Consider the following 19,359-nt stretch of genomic DNA (forward strand, 5'->3'; position numbering starts at 1 on the left):
GCGTCGGCAGCAGGCAAACCTGCGCAAACTAGAGCCGCAAAAGCGATGATTATATGTCTTTTGCAATTAATTATTTTCATGCCCCTCGAAAGGGCTCTTACAGAATGATTTTTCATCATAGGGAAATAATCTTATATTTTACTGAAATCAAAAACGCGCGCATGCAAATTGCCCGTTTGCACGCGTTATTTGTTTATACTGATTTGCGAGCCGTCCGACTAGAACACCGCCTTGACGCCGAAAGTATAGCGCGCCGCGAAGTCCTCCATATAGCGCAGGCGGGCTATTTTCGGCGTGTTCGGGCCGTATATTTCGGTGTTTCGCTGAGGCTCGCCCGTGATGTTTTCGAGCGTGCAATAGAATGTGTATTTACCGAGCCTGTATTCAAAGCTGGCGTCGAAATAGTCGGATTCCACAAGATAGGTGTAGGTGCCATCTGGGACATTCGTGCTTGTGTTTATGCCTACTTTTGTCCGGCCAAAGTGCCGCCAGCTAAAGCGCGCCGAGAATTTTTTACGGGCGTAGGTGATGCCGGCCTTATACATTCTTGGCCTGTAGGCTCCGTTGGCATCCACAAGGTTTTCCTGTCCCGGGCCGGACATTGTCTGGAATGTGGCGTTGGCATAAACTGAAACACCCCGCGCCCATTTCGGCAGAAACGTGAGTGACTGCTTGTAGTCAAACGTAAGCCCCTTGACTGTCGCCGGCTCGGAACTGTTCTTCTGCGTGGAAATGTAATAACCGTCGTATTCAAGGGGATCCAGGCCGTAGCTTTCCAGCAAAGCCGAGGACACCGGCTCGACCGTGGTAATGAAAAACTTGTCGATTTCACGATTATAAACGCGCGCGGACAGCGAACCGTTGCGCGCAAAATAGTATTCCAGCCCCGCGCTGAAAGTCTTGGATGTCCAGGGTTCGATCTCGGCATTTTTCATGCCAAACCGGTTGCTGGTATTGCTTCCCCCCGAGCTGCGGTCGGGCATGGTGAGCTGGCCCACATACTGGTCCCAACGCGGGCGCCCGATGGACTCGAAGTAGGCGGCGCGGGCGAGAAGCGTGCGCCCCGGCGTGATCTCCCATGTCAGGTTGACGCGCGGAAACCAGTGCGTATAACTGACATCGGACTGCGCGCCGTAGGCGACCCACTGCATGCGCCCGCCTATGTTCGTGCGCAGGGGTCCCTGCCCCTCGATATCGGTGCGCTCCATGCGAACACCGCCGACGATTTGCAGGCGATTGCCGAACAAATACAAATCGGAGCGGAGGTAGGCGGAGTTTATTGTTTCCGTGACCTTGTATAATAGCGTGATATTGTCGCTGTTGTCCTGGCTTTGAAAATAGCCCGGATTGATATCATACATTTGATACAATTCCGACAAGTCAACCCATTCGATGTTTGGATGGCCAAAGCCAACCGACGTGGTGGAGAAGCTCTCGTCGAGGAATATTTTCGCGCCATCGTCGGACGAGGCGGGCGGATTCATAATGCCCGTGGTGGTGTCGTTGCCCGGGCCGCTGGCCTTGCCGTCCGCGCCAAGATAAATCCAGTCCAGGCTGCTGATATTGTCGCGCTCACGCGTAAGCTGCTTGTAATTATAACCCGCTTTCACAAACAAGGACGAGGATCCGAGCATAAAGCTACGACTCACATCGGCATAACCATTGGTGATTTTCTCATGGGCGTCGTTGCCTCGGGAGTAAACATTGGTGATGGAAAGATCGTCGAGCGAGTAGGGATCGATGGGGGCGTTGGTTCCGCCAAGGTCGGTGATCGTGATGCCGCGCGGGCCGTCGTATTGCATCTGGTCAAAGATGACCTTCACATTGCCGCGGTCCGCATTGGCTGAATAAAAAAAGCCGTAGGGGATGTCGTTGTAGTGGCTGGTGGCGTGGGAATAGGCGAGGCCGACGTTTATTTTCCACACGGGGCCGTTATGGCGCCAGGTGATCGTGGGCATGTAGGTGGTGTTGGTCTTGCGCCGGGCCATTTGGTTCTGCCTGACATAGCCGCCACCCTCGGAATAATACGGACTGAGGATGCCGGGATTGGATGCGTCGAAATCCTGGATAGCCACAATGAGGGTGCGGTTGTTGAACTTGATATCCTGGTAGCCGTATTGGAAGGCGACTGAAAGGCGGTCATGCGCGGTGATGCGCCAATCGGCAGTGAATGAAAAGCCGATCCGCTCATTAAGCGAGCACCCCTGCTCCAAGTCTATGCGCGAGAGATACGGATTATTGACGTCTGTGAGCGGGAAATGAGCAATGCCCGCGGAATCCGACGAACCGCGCCAGTAAGTGCGCTGGAATTCCTTCGCGTTAGAATAGATGGAACGATTGCCGGCAACGGTGAAACCGAATTGTTTGTTCACGGGATTGGTATATGAGAATTCCACGCTGGGTCCTGTTTTTCGGGTGGGGCTAAACCAGGGGCCGGGCGTCTTGTTCAACGTCATGTTATCGGCATCGAAAATCATATAGGTCTTCACCGCGAACCGCGGCTTGGAATACTCAAAGGCGCTGCGCGGCACAAAATTGACGCTGCCAGCGAGCGCGCGTCCCTCTGCCTCGGGGGTGGGTGAAAAACGGATTTCTATGCGGGACATGCTGCTCATCGCGACTCCCTCAAGCTCAACCTGACGGGTTCCCGACGAACCCGACGAAGCATTGGCGAGACTGAATCCATCGAAGGTGATGGGCACATGATCCGCGCTCACACCATCGATAGAAATTGCGCGAGGCTCGCCGTTGGAGCTGACAATGCTCACGCCGGGCAGGTGCTTCATGAGTTCGCCAATGTTGCCGGAGGGGTTTTCGCCAAACTCATCGGCGGAAACCACGGTGCGCATATCAACGGAAAAACGCTGTTCGTTGCGGGCGAGTGCCGCGCCCGTCTCGTAGCGGTCGGCATTGACGACAAAACGCTCGAGTTTAACCACTTCATCCTCCGTCATGCCGGAGCGTGGCGCGGTTTGCATGATATTGATGTCGGCCTGGGTGGTCTCGCCCGGGCGCACAGTCGTGGTCGTGGTGCGCGGAGGAAATCCGGAAAAACTCGCCGTGATTTTAACCGTGCCAGCGGGGACATTGGCGAACTGGTAAACGCCAATGGCATCCGTGAACGTGGTGAAATTAGTGCCCTCGACGCGAACAAGAGCGTTTTCCAGATAACGATCGGCCGACGGCAGATAGACACGGCCTTCGATGCGACCCGTGGCATCCGCCTCCGGGGCGGCGAAAAGAGCCGGGGAAAGGAGGGGCTGAAGGACTGAAAGCAAAAGACAGATGAGAGGAAGTCGGAGGGTTTGCATGGGAGTGGAAGTGTGGGTTTTGAATTCCGAATCTTGGGATGGGATCAGATTGAGCGGGCTAATTTTTACCAGAAACGGCGGAAGCCGATGTTGACGGCCCAGGGGCGGTCGTAGTGGCTGGCGGTCGCGTATTCGTATTCCATGTAGAGCTGGCTCCTTTGATTAAACAGGAAGGAGGCACCGATTCCCAACTCATAGCGGGTGTCGTCAAAATCGAGATCCGACGCGAGCACGAGCCCGTCGGCGGTGACATCCAGCGACCCGCTCCGGCAGCGCGCGTAGGCGATGCGTCCGTAGGGCTGGAAACGTCCGTTTATATTCTCACGACCGATCCGGGCTTGGGCGCGATACTGCACGGCGTCATTTTCGGCAATGCGCACCTGAATGCCATTGTCGGTTTCGTAATTGCTCTTGAAGAAGGTGGCCGACGCCACCTGCACGCCGGGCTCTATCCACCAGACGCGGCCGAGTTTGATTTTGCGGCCGATCTCGAACGAAACCCCCATTGTTTTTCCAGTGTAGTCGCCGCGCGCCTCGCTGTTGTCGAGGGCGTGCGCTGTGAATTTGTTTTGCTGCGTGTCGGCCTTGAACGCGAGGTCCGCATACCAGCCGCGCTGGTGTAGCCAAGTGACGTAAAGGCCGCCGCCAAAGCTGTTGGTCTTGCCCGTGCTGCGATTGTCGAAGTCGCGGTCAACATAACCGACATCGCCGTAAACGCCCAGCATGAGCGTGGCCGCGCCGGAACCGAGACGACGGCCCACGTCGGCGCCAAAAGTGAAGTTGTAAACATTCTCATCGAACGAAGCGCCGCTGAGTTCGCGCCCGGCCTTGAGTTTGTATGAGCTGGAACGAAGCCATGTATTGTAGAAACGATCCTTGCCCGCGGCTTCGATTTCACGGCGCAGATCGCCCATGCGCTGGCTGAGCGAGTCGAGTTTGTAGTGCCATTCCGCGCCGGCGATGGCGGCGGTGCTCAGCACCGCCTGGGCAGTGCGCGTGAGGGGACTGGCACCGGCGACGGCAAGGTAATAACTATTGGGATCGTTCATCACAAACGCGCCGTTCGACGCATCGCCCTGAATGAGCTCGTAGGTGAAAACACCGGCTTCGAGATAACCGTCCTTGAGGGTGAATCGCGAGAGCCCGGATTCGTCCGGAGTGCGCACGACCCGGAGGGCAACGCCATCGTCGCCCCGGTTGCCGGGAGCGACATTGGTAATGTCGAGGACATAGGCGCCGACAACATTGTCGGTGATGATGATGCTGTCGCCCGCGCCGGCCTTGGTGAGGTCGGCGTTCATTTTCACCAAGGTGGTGCCGGAGCTCTCCAGGCTGGTGACAAGAAGGTTGCCGAAGCTGCCGTTGGCCTGCGGCACAAAGGCGATGCTGGAATTGTTGAGACGCAGCGTGTTGGCGCGAATATGGCTGTCCGTGTCGATGCGGATGATTGAGTCGCTAATCGCGGCGATCGAGGAGGCGTTGAGGCCGTTGACGTGCCTGACCGTGACATCCGACGCGGTGACGTTGAAAGTGCCGATTGTCACACCCTTGGTCATGGCAATCGTGGACGAGGCGATGGTGAAGGCTCCGCCGCCCGTGACCTCCGCATTAAATTCGCCCCCGGAAACGTCCTGCACCGTGATCACACTGGTGGCATTCGAACCGGAAACGCGCCCGATGCCCGCCGCGCCGGCGGAATGGAAGGTGAGCCGAGCGTTGGGAGCGGCGACCCAGTTGGCGTCGAGATCAGGGTTGTTGCCGCCAACATCGAGGGTTGCGTTGGCGCCGACAGTGATGATGCCGGTGCCGAAAATCGTCGAGTCGAGCGTGCCGCTGCCGGCAATGGTAAACCGGCCCGCGTGGAGGTTGATCGTGGTGGAGCCGGGCGCGTTGAGCGTGCCGACTGTCTGATTGGTGAAATTAAAATCCATGCCTGTGTCGGGCGCGAGTTCAAGATGGGAGGCGGGGCTGAGCGCGCCGGGCGTGACAAACCCAAGCGTGCCGGTGTGAAGCGTGACAGTGCCGGTGAGGGTGCTTTCCCCGTAGTAGGTGCCGAGTTTGATTGAGTCGGTGGCGTGGACATCCACATTGCCCTCGCCGGTGAGCATGGCGACAAAGCTGTTGTCCTCCGGTGTGTCGCCGGAGAGAACAAGCGTCTTGCCCCCGTCAATTTCGAGCGAGGCGAAACCGTAGTTCATATAAAGCCCGTCCGACTGCTGGCCGACGAAATAGTTGACATAACCAGTGCCGATTTTGTCGCCGTCCTGCATGAAATCGAAATTATTGGAGGCATTAATTCGGTCACCAGCCGCGTCGAGGAGTATCATGTCCGCAAGCCAGTTGGCAGCGCCTGTCAACACGGCGCCAGGCTCAATGGAGATGAGTTTGGTAAAAAATCCATCGCGATTCAACTCATCGTCCACGCCAAGAATATTCGAACCGAACACCGGCAGGGTGAACTCAGGCACGGGAATGGCCCCGGTATGGTTGAGTTGGATGCGAGTATTGGTGCCCACATTCAACCTTTCCGTTATAATAAAATTGCTCAGTATCTCCGGGCTGTCCGGATTTGAAAAATCGGCGTCGAGAACAACTTTGGCATAGGGATCATTGCCCACGACAGCTTCACTCGCGGCCGGAGTGGTGTGGGAGAACTGCACATCCCTGAGAATGGTTGTGCCGCTGGAACCGAGAATGATCGTGCTGCCCTTGTCGAAGCGAATCGAGGCCGCGTTGGCGAGTATGGCGGCGGTGTCACCGTTCATTTGATAGGTGCCCCGCTGGGCGATAAAGATGCCCTGGAACGTGGACTCGGCGGCGTTGCCAAAGGCAAACTCGTTTGTCAGTTCGCGCATGCGCACGATAAAACGCGAGTTGGTGGCCGTCCAAACAAAGGGATTATCAACAGTATAGTTGGCATCCTCCTTTGGCCGCATCCAAACGTCGATTCGTGTATTTGCAGCCGCAGGCGCAATGCTCAGTGTGCCGCTTCCAAGGGCATGCGCGGAACCAATATAGAAACTGGCCGCAGGGCCGCCAAAATGAACTCCACCGGTATGCGAGTTCGAACCGCTTAACCAGACATTGCTTCCGTGATCGAGAACCACCTGGCCGGAGCCGGAAATGTTTGCCGCAAAGGTGCCGCTGGTGCGCCTTAGGAGGAGAGTGCCGTTGTGAATGAGCGAGCCGCCGATCTCGCCCGATGCGGAGTTCTCGCCTATTTGCAGGGTCGTGCCGGGGTTGATCGTCACATCTCCGGGGAGATTGCCCGTGAGCAAGAGCGTGCCGCTGTTGATACTGGTCATGCCGGACACGGTATTGCTCCGATTCGAGATGATAATGGAGTTCGTGGCATTGACATCGATATTGCCCGAGCCGGTAAGCCGAAGGCTTATTTCATTTGCGCCCGCCACATCGGTGGTGTCACCGGAAAGCATGAGCGTCTTGCCATCCAAGACTTCGATGCCCGCAAGTCCGGCGTTGAGATAGACGCCCTTCGAGTCCGCAGCCAAACTGTATCCATACAACAAATTCCCAACAGCCTCACCGTTTTGCTTGAACTCGCCTCCCACTGAAAGCGAATCGCTTGCAGTCCCGTTCACATAAATCTGTTGATCAAGTATGAGGCGGGAAAGATCTTGGGTGCTGAAGTTGCCCGAAGGAGAGGATAGCGATAGCAAAGTGCCACTGAATACAATATTGCTTGTGTCGTCATCCATTAACAGTGGATTGGCACCTTCCGGAGCTGGTGGCGCGGCAATGGGGCCAAGGGGCGAGGAGCTGTCAAAACGAACATCCACGCCAGCGGCAACATTTACTGCGTGGGCATCAAGAACAAGGTGTCCGAGCACCGGATTGCCCGGATTGCTGAAATCGGCGTCAAAAGAAAGAGCAGGCCTTTTGTTGCCACTAGCATTATTAGCCGAAAAATTAATGTATTTGAAAGATTGGGTGCCGGGTGCAACCCTAACGGTGGAGCCGTAATCCACGCGTATTTGTCTACCCCTGAGAGCTGCAACGGCGTCACCATCCAGCAACAGCGTGCCATTCTGCATTATGAAGGCATCGGCTCTCGTGCCCGTGCCGCTAGTGCCAACGGCACTTCCATTTTGAAAGGAAAACACATCCGCATCATTCTTCATTCTTATAATGAGGCGTCCGCCCGAAGAACCAACTGCGCTAAACCACGGATTATTCCAGGCTTGGTCTCCTCGGGTGCCCGGCATCACCCAAAGGTCGCCGCTACTTATTGTCACAGTTCCAGATCCAAGCGCATGAGTATTCTCAATATCACTGGTCACAGTTACGATCAAACCACCGGAAAAGGTGTTTGAACCCGAGAGCTTGATGCGACCGGTATTCAACCGAAGTCCGCTGGTTCCGGAAATATTGCTGCTTACTGTATATGTCCCGGCATTGAATCGAATCGTGCCGTTATTTACGATATTGTCGCCCGCGTAACCCGATGCGCTGCCATTGCCAATTTGCAAGGTGGCCCCTGGATTAACCGTGACATTACCCGTGCCAAGCTTGCCGGACATAATGAGCGTGCCGCTGGTAATCGTGGTATCGCCGGTGAAATCACCAAACGCACTGGAAAACAAAATACTATTGGTCGCCTGAATATCGAGGTTTCCACTGCCAGTTATACGTAGCTTGAAGTCATTGCCACCCCCTCCAGTTGTATCACCCGAAAACGTCAGCGTTTTACCAGCGATCACCTCTAACGCGACGAGCCCATAGTCCAAATAAATGCCGTTGGCGTCAGCAGACGCATAATAATTGTATATTAAATTGCCAACAGCGTCAGAATTCTGGACATAGGCAATCTGGCGGGCTGCCGCAGCCATGTTTTCCCCGTAAATCGATGAAGAAAGTAGCCGGGAAAAATCGGTAATGCTTTTGCCAGGCGCCAGGGTCAGAAATGTGCCCGTGCGAACTGTTGTCGATGCAACTTCCTCATCCATGGCCAACAGGTTCGTAGCAACAGGAGCCGTGATTGAAAACGAAGGTGCCACAACCGAACCAGTTGTATGAACACCGATATTCGCAGTGGTCGCAACCGCAAGGTTTTCGTCCACGGAAACACGACTAGTCACGGGACCAGCGGGATTGGAAAAATCAGCCTCGAAAGACAACGTCGCCGCCCAATGGGAGGAAACCTCGGCGGCTGCATTAGTTGAAAATTGAATCCTTTTGTAATGATGCGAACCACTGGCGACCAGAACCGTGGAGTCACGATCAATGCTAATTAGCGAGACATTCGCCAAGGCACTAGCGGCATTGGAATCAAAGTTATAGGTTCCTACTTGGGCGTTAAAAGTGCCTGTAAAATTAGTGCCAACTCCGGCACCGAAATGAAAAACATCCGTGCCACCAGCCAGCAACTTAACGATCAAACGCCCGGCGCCGACAAGCGGATTATTGAAAACAAAGTCACCCGATGTTGTGCTGGAAACAAAAAGATCCCCGCCTCCGACTATATTCACGGTTCCTGTGCCCAATGCTGTTGGCGCAGCCACATATAAATCGCCGGTGCTGATACGTATGCCGCCGGTGTGCGTATTGGTGCCAGTCAAATAAACGACGTTTTCCGTTTCCAACAAACCCGATCCGGAGATGTTATGATCGAAATAAGTAGTGGCTCCCCTTGATATATAAATGTGCCCATCATTTAGGATTCCAGTTTGGTTAAGTGTGCCAGTCTGTGTAAAGTGAAGCGTGGCACCACTGTCTATGGTGACGGTGTTTGAACCGGGTTCGGCACTCCCTGTAATAACATAACCGGCCAATGATAGCGTTCCGGTTGCCACATGCAATGTGGTTGCCGATGTGCCGCCAAGGCTGGCGGTGCCGCTAAAACGCCATAATTCGCCGTTCATTTTGAGGCTGTCAAATTCGCTGTTCGGAACGCCCGGCGTGCCCATGATGCCGCCATCCAGCGCGCCGCTTGCCTGGAATTCAACGGAGTTTCCCGTTCCGCTGCTTATAATGTTCTCGGCAAGCGTGGTGCCGCTGAGAACGAGGTTGGTGTTGTCGGCGCCAACACTAATGTCGGCCTTGAGAAAGGCGGCGAACGGAGCCGTCAGCAACAGAACGGACAACAGCAGGTGTCGAGTCGTTTGGGTGTTCATAGGGTTTTACGGGGAGAGATTGAGGGGAGTCCGGAATTGGAGCCAGATGTGCGATAGCGTCTGTCGGTTAAGATTCGCCGCGGTGAAAAATCCTCTAAAAAAACTTTACGGGACGGCTTACGGCATCCGAAACTCGCAGCATAGCATCAGATCATTATCAGGAAAAATCACCAATCAGTCCGCATGGGCCTCATTGATTCCGGTAATCGAAGCCGCCGTCCGCAAAGAGGCACATAAGGCGCAAAGAAACGGATTCAGGCACTATCTGCGTGGAAGCGCGAAATCACCGGTCACATCGAATGATCCGCCGGCATGTCCTCGCCGCTCCAGATGCGTTGTTGCGACCAAGGGCGGCTCGGCTCGGTCCAGAAGGGATCGTCGGGCGGCAACCCGAGCTGGAGCAATCCGAACGTGCACAGGTAAAGGCTGCCGGTGTTGATATAGCGCTCGGCCATTTGCGGCTGGTGACCGACGACCCCGAGCCGCAACCAGCCGTTTTCGTCAAACGTGCCCGGCGCCTCAATCATGCGCTTGATGACGGCGGTGAGCGCGGAGCGCGCGGCGCCGCGCGTGAGCGTCGGCGGGAGCTGATCATGGAGCGCGACAAGGCTGAGCGTTTGCAACGCGCCAAAACGGTAGGCGGAGGAGCGCCCGATGACGGGAAACGTGCCCTCGGGCGAAATCATGCGTTCCTGCACGACGGCGTAACGGCGCGCACGCGCCTTGATCGCCGGAAGGTGTTCCGCGATGGGGAGATTTTTCTCAGCGCACACCTCGAGCACGTCCCAGAGCATGGGCTGAATGACGAAGCTGTTGTAATAATCCCAATGAAAATGCGCGCCGTCTCCGTAAGTGCCGTCGCCTTTATACCAAGTGTTGTGATCGTTGACGGCGGTTTCGATGACCTTGATCTGGCATTCGCCCGTGAACTTGAGCAGCGCCGCCTCGACGGTGGCACTGAAAAGCTCCCAGTTGTTTTTGAAGGGTTTGCTTTTGCGCGAGACCTTGAGCGAGGCGATCACGTTCTCGCGTGTCTGCGCGTCGAGGTTCCCCCAGAGTTGCGTCGGCGCGCGAAGGAGCGCCTGCGCCAAAAACGCCGTGTCAACCAAGGGCTGTCCGCGCTCGTCAAAGAGAACGCAGGCGGGCGATTTCGGGTCGGTGGAATGGCGAATGGCCTTCACGGCGAGGTCGATGTAGCGCGCGCGCAATTGCCCTTCCTCGCCGGGGCCGGGGCCGAGTTCGAGCCAGGGGGCGATGCCGGAAAGTCCGCGTCCGAGCGCCTCGAGCGGTGCGAAGCGGTCGCGGGGAGTGTCGATCTTGGGCAGCTTTTCCTTGAGCTTGCCCTCGGCGGCGGCGGCAAGCATGGGCTCGGCGATGCGCGCAAGCACGGATACTTGGTAGGCGCGATGCGCGACGGCATCGGGCGAGGGCGTGGCGGCGGGAGCGGTGATGCCGCGTGCGCACAGTTTATACATTTCAGAACCGGCGAGCAAAAATCCGCCGGTGCCGTATTCCTGCGATGTTTTCTCGGAATGCTTTCCGGGCGATGCGCCGATGGGTTGCACATAGCCGACCTTGCCATTCGGATGCTGGCAGGCGCGGAGCGCGCGCCAGCCGCGCTCAACAGCGGGCATATACGCCGCCGCGTCGAGCAACCCGTTGCGCACGCCCCAAGCGAGCCCGTAGATAAAAAACGCGCTGCCGCTCTCCTCTCCGTATCCATAGGATGCCGGGTCCAGCAGACCCATGCGCCAGAGTCCGTCGGACGGTTGCAGCTCCACGATGCGGGCGGCCATTTGCTTGAAAAGCGTCTCATATTTTGCGCGTCGCGCGTCAGTTTTCGGAATGTATTCCATCAGTCGGGGCAAGCCGGCAAACACCCAGCCGTTGCCGCGCGACCAAAACATCTTTTTGCCGTTTCGTTCCAGAAACCAGGCTTTGTTGCCCCTCTTGACGCGCACCGGTTTGAAGTCCTTGTCGTGGGGCATAAACCCCTTGTCGCGGAAGAAGAGGTGCTCGCCCTTGTCGTAGAGAAACTCGACGGACTCCCAATAAAGCCTGTCCATCTCGTCCAGATATTTCGGGTCGCCGGTGACTTTTGTGAGTCGCGCCCAAACTTGCGGCTGCATGTAAAGCGCGTCGCACCACCAGAGGAGTTTTGCTCCGTCGTATTTTTTCGCGAGAAGCTTGTCGAAGGTTTCGACGGCGGGATTGATGTTCACGCGCGCGCGGTCGATCTCGGCAAGTTCCAGGTAGGATTGCGCGATGATGTGGTCGTCGCCGTGCTCGAAACGCGGGCCGAGCTGCCATGCGTTGTGCTCGGCGGCGGCCCATGCGTAATCGAGATAGGCTTTGTCACCGGTGGTGCGGCAGGCCTCCATCACGCCCGTCATGAACGCGCCGTGCACCCAGCCGCGCGACCCCCTGTCGGAATCGACCGGCGCTTTTGCGGTGGTGCGATTCGCGATCTGCCACTCGAACGCCGCGAGCATGTCGGCGGCGATTTGTTTTTGCGCAAGCCTGCCGGCATCTGAGGCGAACAAGTTGCCGCAACCCAACAGGCAGGCCGCCAGCGTGACAGCCATTGCAACATGGAACTTTTTCGGAGTTGATCTTATCATGATTTAAAAGGGTGGATTAACTAAACTGCGGTGAACCGGGAAAAGCGACGGCGCGGAAATGCGCGACTTGCGTTAGGATGCCTGGTCGCGCGCTTTCCTCTATAACAATCTCAATCCCCGCGCAAAAAATCCCCGCAAAGGCTTTAGCGGAAACCCCGCAAAAAAACATCTAGCAAGTATCATGTTATCACCGAGAACAATGTTCCTCGTCGCAGCGGCTCTCATTTCGCTCTTGCCCGGCATTCGCGCGGCCTCGTCGCAGGCGGACACCTTCACCAACCCCATCGCCATCGGCGCCGACCCGTGGGTGATCCGGCACGAGGGTGTTTATTATTGGTGCCAGTCCGAAAACGATTCCGGCGTCGCCATCTGCAAATCCGACTCGCCCTCGACGCCCGGCGACCGGCACGTCGTCTGGCGCGCGCCCGCAGGCGGCCCGCACTCGAAGGAAGTCTGGGCTCCCGAGCTGCATTTTCTCGACGGACGCTGGTATATCTATGTCGCCGCATCCGACGGCAACAACGCCAACCACCGCATGATTGTCCTCGAATCCGCCACCGACAACCCGCTTGGCGAATACACGTTCAAGTCCGAACTCTACACCGGCGATGACATCGCCGCCAAAACCAACAACCGCTGGGCCATCGACGGCACCGTCCTCGAGCACAAGGGCAAGCGCTACCTTATCTGGTCGGGCTGGGAGGATGGACGCGACATCCAATGGCTCTATGCCGCGCCGATGAGTAATCCGTGGACGGTTTCCGGCAACCGCGTCCGCCTCTGCGCAAACGACGACTACCTCTGGGAACGCGTCGATGAATCCAAGAAAGGCCGCGGCCTCAACGAGGCCCCGCAAATTCTCAAGAAGGACAATCGCACATTTATCATCTATTCCGCCAGCGGCGCGTGGCTGAGAAGCTATAAACTCGGCCTGCTCGAACTCGTCGGCGACGCTCCGCTCGAGCCCGGCGCGTGGCGCAAACATCCGGAACCTGTTTTTGCGCCCACCGACAAAACCTGGGGAGTCGGACACGCCTCCTTCGTCAAATCACCCGACGGGAGCGAAGACTGGATTGTTTATCACGCAAAACTGGAGCGCCACAACGGCTGGCACCGCGGCATCTTTGCGCAGCCATTCTCGTGGACGGCTGATGGTTTTCCTGATTTCGGCACACCCGTCGCTCCCGGAAAACCCGTCCGCAAACCGCCAGCCGCAGCCCCGGCATCCCCGCGTGATGAACTCGCGCGCAACTTCGCAAGTCCGCCCGATTCCGCGCGCCCCTGGGTGTATTGGATGTGGGTTGGCAGCAACGTCACCAAGGAATCCATCACCGCCGATCTCGAATCCATGAAGCGGGTTGGCATTGGCGGCGCGCTCCTGATGGATGTCGACCAAGGCGCGCCGCCCGCCATGCGAATCATGGGCGACCAATGGCAGGAAATGTTTGCCCATGCCGTCCGGGAAGCAGCGCGCCTCGGCCTCGAATTCAATTTTAACAACAGCCCCGGATGGAATGGCAGTGGCGGCCCGTGGATTTCGCCCGAGGAATCCATGCAGCGCGTCTATGCCAGCGAAACACGCGTCAAGGCCGGGACGCGATGGGCCGGCGTGCTCCCAAAACCCAAGAACGCTCCCGAATATCGCGACATCGCCCTTCTCGCCATCGCCGGGCACACCGATGCCAAACGCCACGCCATTCCCGACTTTCCGCTCAAATCCCTCAGCTTCCGCGCCGGCGCCCCCTACCGAAGCCCCGAGCCATCGCCCATCGGCGCCACTGCGCCCGCTGCAGCCTGCATTTCGCCTGACGAGCAAATCGACCTGACGCGCCACCTCTCACCCGACGGAAAACTCGAGTGGGACGCGCCCGCGCTCCCGGATGGCCGCGAATGGACGCTTCTCCGTTTCGGCCACGCCTCCAACGGCGAGCGCTCCAAGCCCACCCCGCCCGACCAAACCGGCCCCGAAGTCGACAAGCTCAACAAAAACGCGCTCAAAAAACATTTCGATTTTTACGTCAAACGCCTCCACGAAAAAGTCCCGCCCGAGGCCCGTCGCGCGCTCGTCTCCACGCACATCGATTCGTGGGAGGCGGGCGGGCAAAACTGGACACCCGGGTTTCGAGAGGAATTCAAAAAACGCCGCGGCTACGACATCGTCCCATGGCTACCCGCTCTCACCGGACGCATTATCGGCGACCAGCAAACCACCGAGCGCTTCCTTTTCGATCTGCGCAAAACCGTCTCCGAAATGATGCAGGAAAACTATTCCGCCGAATTCCTGCGCCTCGCGCACGAGCAAAATCTGTGCCTCTCCTACGAGTCCTACACCACCATCGCGCACGATCTCGACAACGCCCGACACACAGACGAGCCCATGGCCGAGTTCTGGACACCAAACGGCTGGGGCATCGCCTACCAAGCCTCAATCAAGGCGATGGCATCCGTTGCGCATGTAACCGGCAAAAAAATTGTCGGCGCCGAGGCCTTCACGTCCGCCGAGCACGAAAAGTATCTCTGGCACCCGGCCATGTTCAAAAAACTTGGCGACGAGGCCTTCTGCGGCGGCATCAACCGCTTCGTTTTTCATCGTTTCGCCGGGCAAAAATTCGGCGCGCAAATCCCGCCCGGAATCCAAATGGGGCCGTGGGGATTGCACTACGAACGCACCAACACATGGTGGAGCTTCACCGCGCCCTGGCACCAATACCTCGCCCGCTGCCAATACCTTCTCCGACAAGGCGAGTTTGTTGGCGACGTCCTCCGCCTCGCGCCCGAGGAGCCGCTGCACCGCACGCAAGACATCGTGATACATGGCCACGCCTGCGACACCGTCGGGCCGGACACTTTTCTTGAAAACGCCTCGGTGCGCGACGGGCGCATCGTCTTCCCCTCCGGCGCCAGTTACCGCCTCCTGCTTCTTCCCGACACACCGGTCATGAGCGTGCGGATGCTCTCGCGTATCCAAAAAATGGTTGCGGAAGGCGCCGCCATTCTCGGCACGCCGCCGCGGCACACGCCCGGCCTTCTTGATCACGCGCAAGCCGATGCCGAATTGCAAAAAATCGCCGCCGACATCTGGCATCCAAAACATTCGCGCGTCTTTCGCGGAATCACCCCCGCCCGCGCCCTTGCCGCGCTCGATATCGCGCCCGACTTTACCAGTGACGCCGGGATCAAATACATCCACCGCCGCACCGCGGACGCCGACATCTACTTTCTCGCGCACACCGGCGACGAGCGTGTCATGACAAACTGCACCTTCCGCGTCGCCGGCAGGCAACCCGAATACTGGGATCCCGAAACGGGACGCGTCACGCCCATCCGCGCATGGCGCGCCGAAGGCGACGGGCACACCACCATCACAATCCCTTTTCAACCAAGCGGCTCGGCCTTCATCGTATTTTCAAAAAACAGCGCTCAGCTCCCGCGCCTTGCCAGCGTGAAGCTCAGCGGCGTCCCTCTCGTCGAAGACGGCCTGCACGTTCTCCGCCCTTCGCTTTTCACGCCCGAGATCAACCTCCTCACCGGCGATCTCCGCGACCATCCCACTTGGGGCAACACCTTCAGCCTCACAACATCCGACGGTCGCACACGCAACATCTCCGCCCCACCCTATCGCGAAATCCACATCCCCGGACCGTGGCAGCTCCGCTTCCCCGCCGGCTGGGGCGCGCCCGCTGAGATCAGACTCGACGAACTCACCCCGTGGAACCGCCACCCCGATGCCGGCGTGAAATACTTTTCCGGCGCCGCCACGTATTCAAAAACAATTACAATCCCGGCGCTCAAAAACGGCCAGCGCCCCTGGCTCGATCTCGGCAACGTGCGGGTCATGGCCCGTGTGCGCCTCAACGGACGCGATCTCGGCATTCTTTGGAAACCTCCTTACCGTATTGACCTGTCACCCGCCGCGAAGGAGGGCGAAAACACACTCGAAATCGAAGTTGTGAACCTTTGGGTCAACCGCTTGATCGGCGACGAACAGCTCCCGGAGGACAGCGAACGCAAACCAAACGGCACCCTCAAAAAATGGCCCCAATGGCTCCTTGACGGCAAACCCAGTCCCGCCGGGCGCCTCACATTCTCAAGCTGGCGGCTCTGGAAAAAAGACGACCCGCTCCAAGACTCCGGCCTCCTTGGCCCCGTGAAGCTGATGCTCATCCAGCAAGTGGATTTGTGAGCAAGAGACACGGCGTTTATTCCCTGTCATCTTTTTGCCACCGGCTTCATCTTGCGCTCGGTTTCGAGGCCTTGATCGCCTTGCGATGCCATCCAGTCATCGAGCTTTCGGCGCATGTCGCGCAGGGTTTGCGCGCAGGCGGGATCGTCGGCGAGATTGCGCAACTCATGCGGGTCGCTCTCGATGTCGTAAAGCTCCTCGGCGGGACGATTGAAATAACGCGCCACAACCTGTTGCGCATTTGCATCCGCCCGCGCCTTCCCAACCCATGATGGCCAGTAGCCCTCATCCTTCACCACGCGGTCGATGTGTGTGTGAAATTCATTTTCCGGACTGAGGTTCCGAATATATTTCCACCGCTCGGTGCGCACGGCGCGCATGGGATACTCGTTCATGCGCCCGTCGCCGCTGTGCGTGGCAAAAACGGCGTCACGGTGCGGCGTCCGCGCGTCGCGGAGCGTGGCAAGAAAGGACGCGCCGTCGATTTCGCCCGCGCCCAATCCGGTGCGGGGCGGAGAACCGCCGGCGACTTCGAGAAGCGTGGGCATCAAGTCAATCCAGCCCACCATGGCGTCGGCGCGCGAACCCGCGGCGACACGCCCCGGCCACACCGCGACAAGCGGCGTGCGCAACCCGCCATCGTAACAAGTCCATTTATGAAAGGGAAACTGCGCGCCATTGTCGCTCGTGAACGCGAAAAAAACGCCCTCGCCGAGATGCTTGCGCGCGGCGTCATAAACCAGCCCCGCATCGCGGTCCGCGTTGGCAACAGCGGCGGCGTAGCGCGTCCACGCCACGCGCATTTCAGGCGTGTCCAAAAGCATTGGCGGCAACGCCACCCTGGAGGGATCAAGCGTGGCCGCGCTGGCATCCGGCCACGGGACATGGGGCCAGTTGGTGCCAACGATGAGGCAGAGCGGTTTGTCCGATTTGCGCGCGGCGAGCCAGTTGATCGCATGCTCCACGCAGTCGTCCTGATGATATTTATAGTGGCTGACGTAATCAAATCCGTAGCCCGTGACCTGGGCGTAATGGGCCACCTTGCCAATGGCGACGACCTCGTAACCGAGCTCCTTGAAATAAGCCGGCCAGCGTTTCACCCCGGGTCGGGGCGATTGGTGGTTGAAGAGTGCCCCGTTGCGCACGGGATTCATCGCCGTGAGCAGCGCCCCGCGGCTCGGCGCGCTCGTGGGCGACGCCACAAACGCGCGGTTAAACGTCATCCCCGCGGCGGCGATTCGCTCCATGTTGGGCGTGCGAATGTCGGGCGCGCCGTGGAGCGGCGTATCACGCCAGCTCATGTCATCCACAAGCATGAGCACAATGTCGGGCCGACGGACCACCGCGGCTTTCGCCGCTCCATTATCCAAAGCCGTGGCGCATGCCAAGGCCGGGGCGGCAATTGTTGTTATCAATCCGAGCGATGCGTGTCCTAGTGTTTGCATTGTATAAGTTTGTATTAACTTGATGAGGTGGACGATTTTGGGGTTGCGACTTGGTTTCCACGTTTGAGATGCCCTGACGAGTAAAATCCTCCAATCCATCCACAATTCCTTCGGATTGTGCGACAATTTTTTGATTCTGTTTCAGAAACGCCCCATTGGATAGAATATTTACAATTGATTTCAATGAGGTATAAATCAAAGAAAACCACTGTAGAGGTTAACGTGTGTGCGAAACCTCAATTATACCATTCCCAACATATTGAATATTAACGAAATAGCTTCAAGTCGACACGAGGCACCACTGGTTATATCTCAAAATCTCGCAATCTCATAGTCCCTTGCTGCCACGAAATGCACTTGACATGTATGCGGTTTAGGAGTGCGGCTTTGCACTTAAGGAATTCTAACCCCTAGCCTCATATTATTATGATTCATTGTGATTGCCCCCCTAATGTCTGCCACATCGCCTTATTTGGTCTCCGTAGATATATTTTTCTATTTTTAGCCCCTTTCCTGTCGTGTGCTTTATCGATGCACGCTGCCACCTCCTCAGTTCGCCTGCAAATTGTGGGCACTGTGGAGGGGCAGGCCACTGTTAAAATTGATGGCCAAATAATTGCTCAGATCAATTCAGCCGGTAATATGTGCGGTTGGCTCGCCTCTTTTTGGCGCTATAGCTGGTGGAGCCTGTCTTGCAGGTAACGTAGGAGGAACGATGTATGCCAATAGTATTATTAAAGAGTCCTATAGTGCACTGCACAAAACGACAATCAATGCGGCACGTTCGCATTCAAATATTATTCAGAAAATTAAATCCGAAATGTTGTCAAATGGATGTTTCTAAAAATTATCCATGAACTTAAAGTGTAATCAAACTCAAGGCACGCTTCACCATCAAGTTGAACCGCTCTTCGTGGCATCGGTCGCAAATCAAAATGAAAATTAAGATCGATTCCCAATTTTTCATATATATTTTTCTAGTATTAGGATCCTTGGCGGTTGCCGTATTGATTGCCAAAGAACTCGATCTATATATCGAAGAAACAAGATTTTTGAATCATATGGACAAGGAAAGATCAGATCGCGCTGAAAGCCTCATAACGGCTGATCGAGGAATCGAGATCAATGTCACGCCGCCAAAATCGAGATCGCCGTCTATATTTAGCATTTTATATATCATGCATCTTTGTTTGGGCTCAGTGGCGTTTATGACGGTATCAATTAACTTTCTATCAATTTTTTTGATAAAAACAGGGAATGCGTCAAAAAGAATAATTTCATATTATTTTAAATTCATTAAAATATCAATATACTTTGTATGGATTCCGTTTGCTATCCTTTTAATTGCGGTCACATTGATGAAATAAGCAAGTGAACCAACGAACCAATAGCATTAGGTGTGCCAACCGGATCGTCAGCGCGTGCTATTTCTAAAAAAACGCGATAGACAGCTTTTGTTCACTCCGTTCACCCGCTCGCTCCGCTCGGGGCTGTTTCGCTGCGCCGCACGACGCCATCTCCGCGCTGCCCGCTTCGCTCCCCCAGGGCAAACACTCCGTCCGTTCACGGCCTAGAGCAATTCCTAATTAATTAGTCGCAAATGGAGTGAAAATAAGAGAAGTGATGGTGCATGAAATCATACAGCCAGGATTTGAGGGGACGGAT

7 protein-coding genes are annotated in these 19,359 nt (G+C 56.8%); 3 read left to right on the forward strand and 4 right to left on the reverse strand.

Going from position 1 to position 19,359, the window contains the following annotated elements; genetic code table 11:
• Positions 1 to 218 precede the first annotated feature (218 nt).
• Positions 219 to 3,311, reverse strand: coding sequence for a TonB-dependent receptor (locus M2103_RS12575; RefSeq protein ID WP_277511004.1), 3,093 nt, complete (start codon positions 3,309 to 3,311; stop codon positions 219 to 221).
• Positions 3,312 to 3,376: 65 nt separating this feature from the next.
• Complete coding sequence (locus tag M2103_RS12580) at positions 3,377 to 6,913, reverse strand: autotransporter outer membrane beta-barrel domain-containing protein (RefSeq protein ID WP_277511005.1); 3,537 nt, start codon at positions 6,911 to 6,913, stop codon at positions 3,377 to 3,379.
• A gap of 219 nt (positions 6,914 to 7,132) precedes the next feature.
• Here M2103_RS12580 and M2103_RS12585 point away from each other — a divergent pair, with 219 nt between their 5' ends.
• Both M2103_RS12585 and M2103_RS12590 read left to right on the forward strand, forming a co-directional pair.
• Entirely contained in the window at positions 7,133 to 7,645 is a 513-nt protein-coding gene (locus M2103_RS12585) for a hypothetical protein (protein WP_277511007.1), read from the forward strand.
• Positions 7,646 to 8,668: 1,023 nt separating this feature from the next.
• Positions 8,669 to 8,839 carry a hypothetical protein gene (locus M2103_RS12590; protein ID WP_277511008.1) on the forward strand — a complete coding sequence of 57 codons (171 nt, stop codon included), beginning with the start codon at positions 8,669 to 8,671 and terminating at the stop codon, positions 8,837 to 8,839.
• Positions 8,840 to 9,735: 896 nt separating this feature from the next.
• Here the strand turns inward: M2103_RS12590 and M2103_RS12595 are convergent.
• The gene (locus M2103_RS12595) at positions 9,736 to 12,066 is read right to left on the reverse strand and encodes a DUF2264 domain-containing protein (protein ID WP_277511010.1); all 2,331 of its coding nucleotides are present in this window, start codon (positions 12,064 to 12,066) and stop codon (positions 9,736 to 9,738) included.
• A 181-nt stretch (positions 12,067 to 12,247) separates the two neighbouring features.
• On the opposite strand from M2103_RS12595, the gene M2103_RS12600 reads away from it, so the two are divergent.
• Positions 12,248 to 16,249 carry a glycosyl hydrolase gene (locus M2103_RS12600; RefSeq protein WP_277511012.1) on the forward strand — a complete coding sequence of 1,334 codons (4,002 nt, stop codon included), beginning with the start codon at positions 12,248 to 12,250 and terminating at the stop codon, positions 16,247 to 16,249.
• 26 nt (positions 16,250 to 16,275) lie between these two features.
• On the opposite strand, the gene M2103_RS12605 is transcribed toward M2103_RS12600, so the two are convergent.
• A complete protein-coding gene (locus M2103_RS12605; RefSeq protein WP_277511014.1) occupies positions 16,276 to 17,694 on the reverse strand; it encodes a sulfatase in 1,419 nt (472 codons plus the stop codon).
• Positions 17,695 to 19,359 lie beyond the last annotated feature (1,665 nt).

The sequence above is a fragment of the Ereboglobus sp. PH5-5 genome, from assembly GCF_029504805.1.
GTDB lineage: Bacteria > Verrucomicrobiota > Verrucomicrobiia > Opitutales > Opitutaceae > Ereboglobus.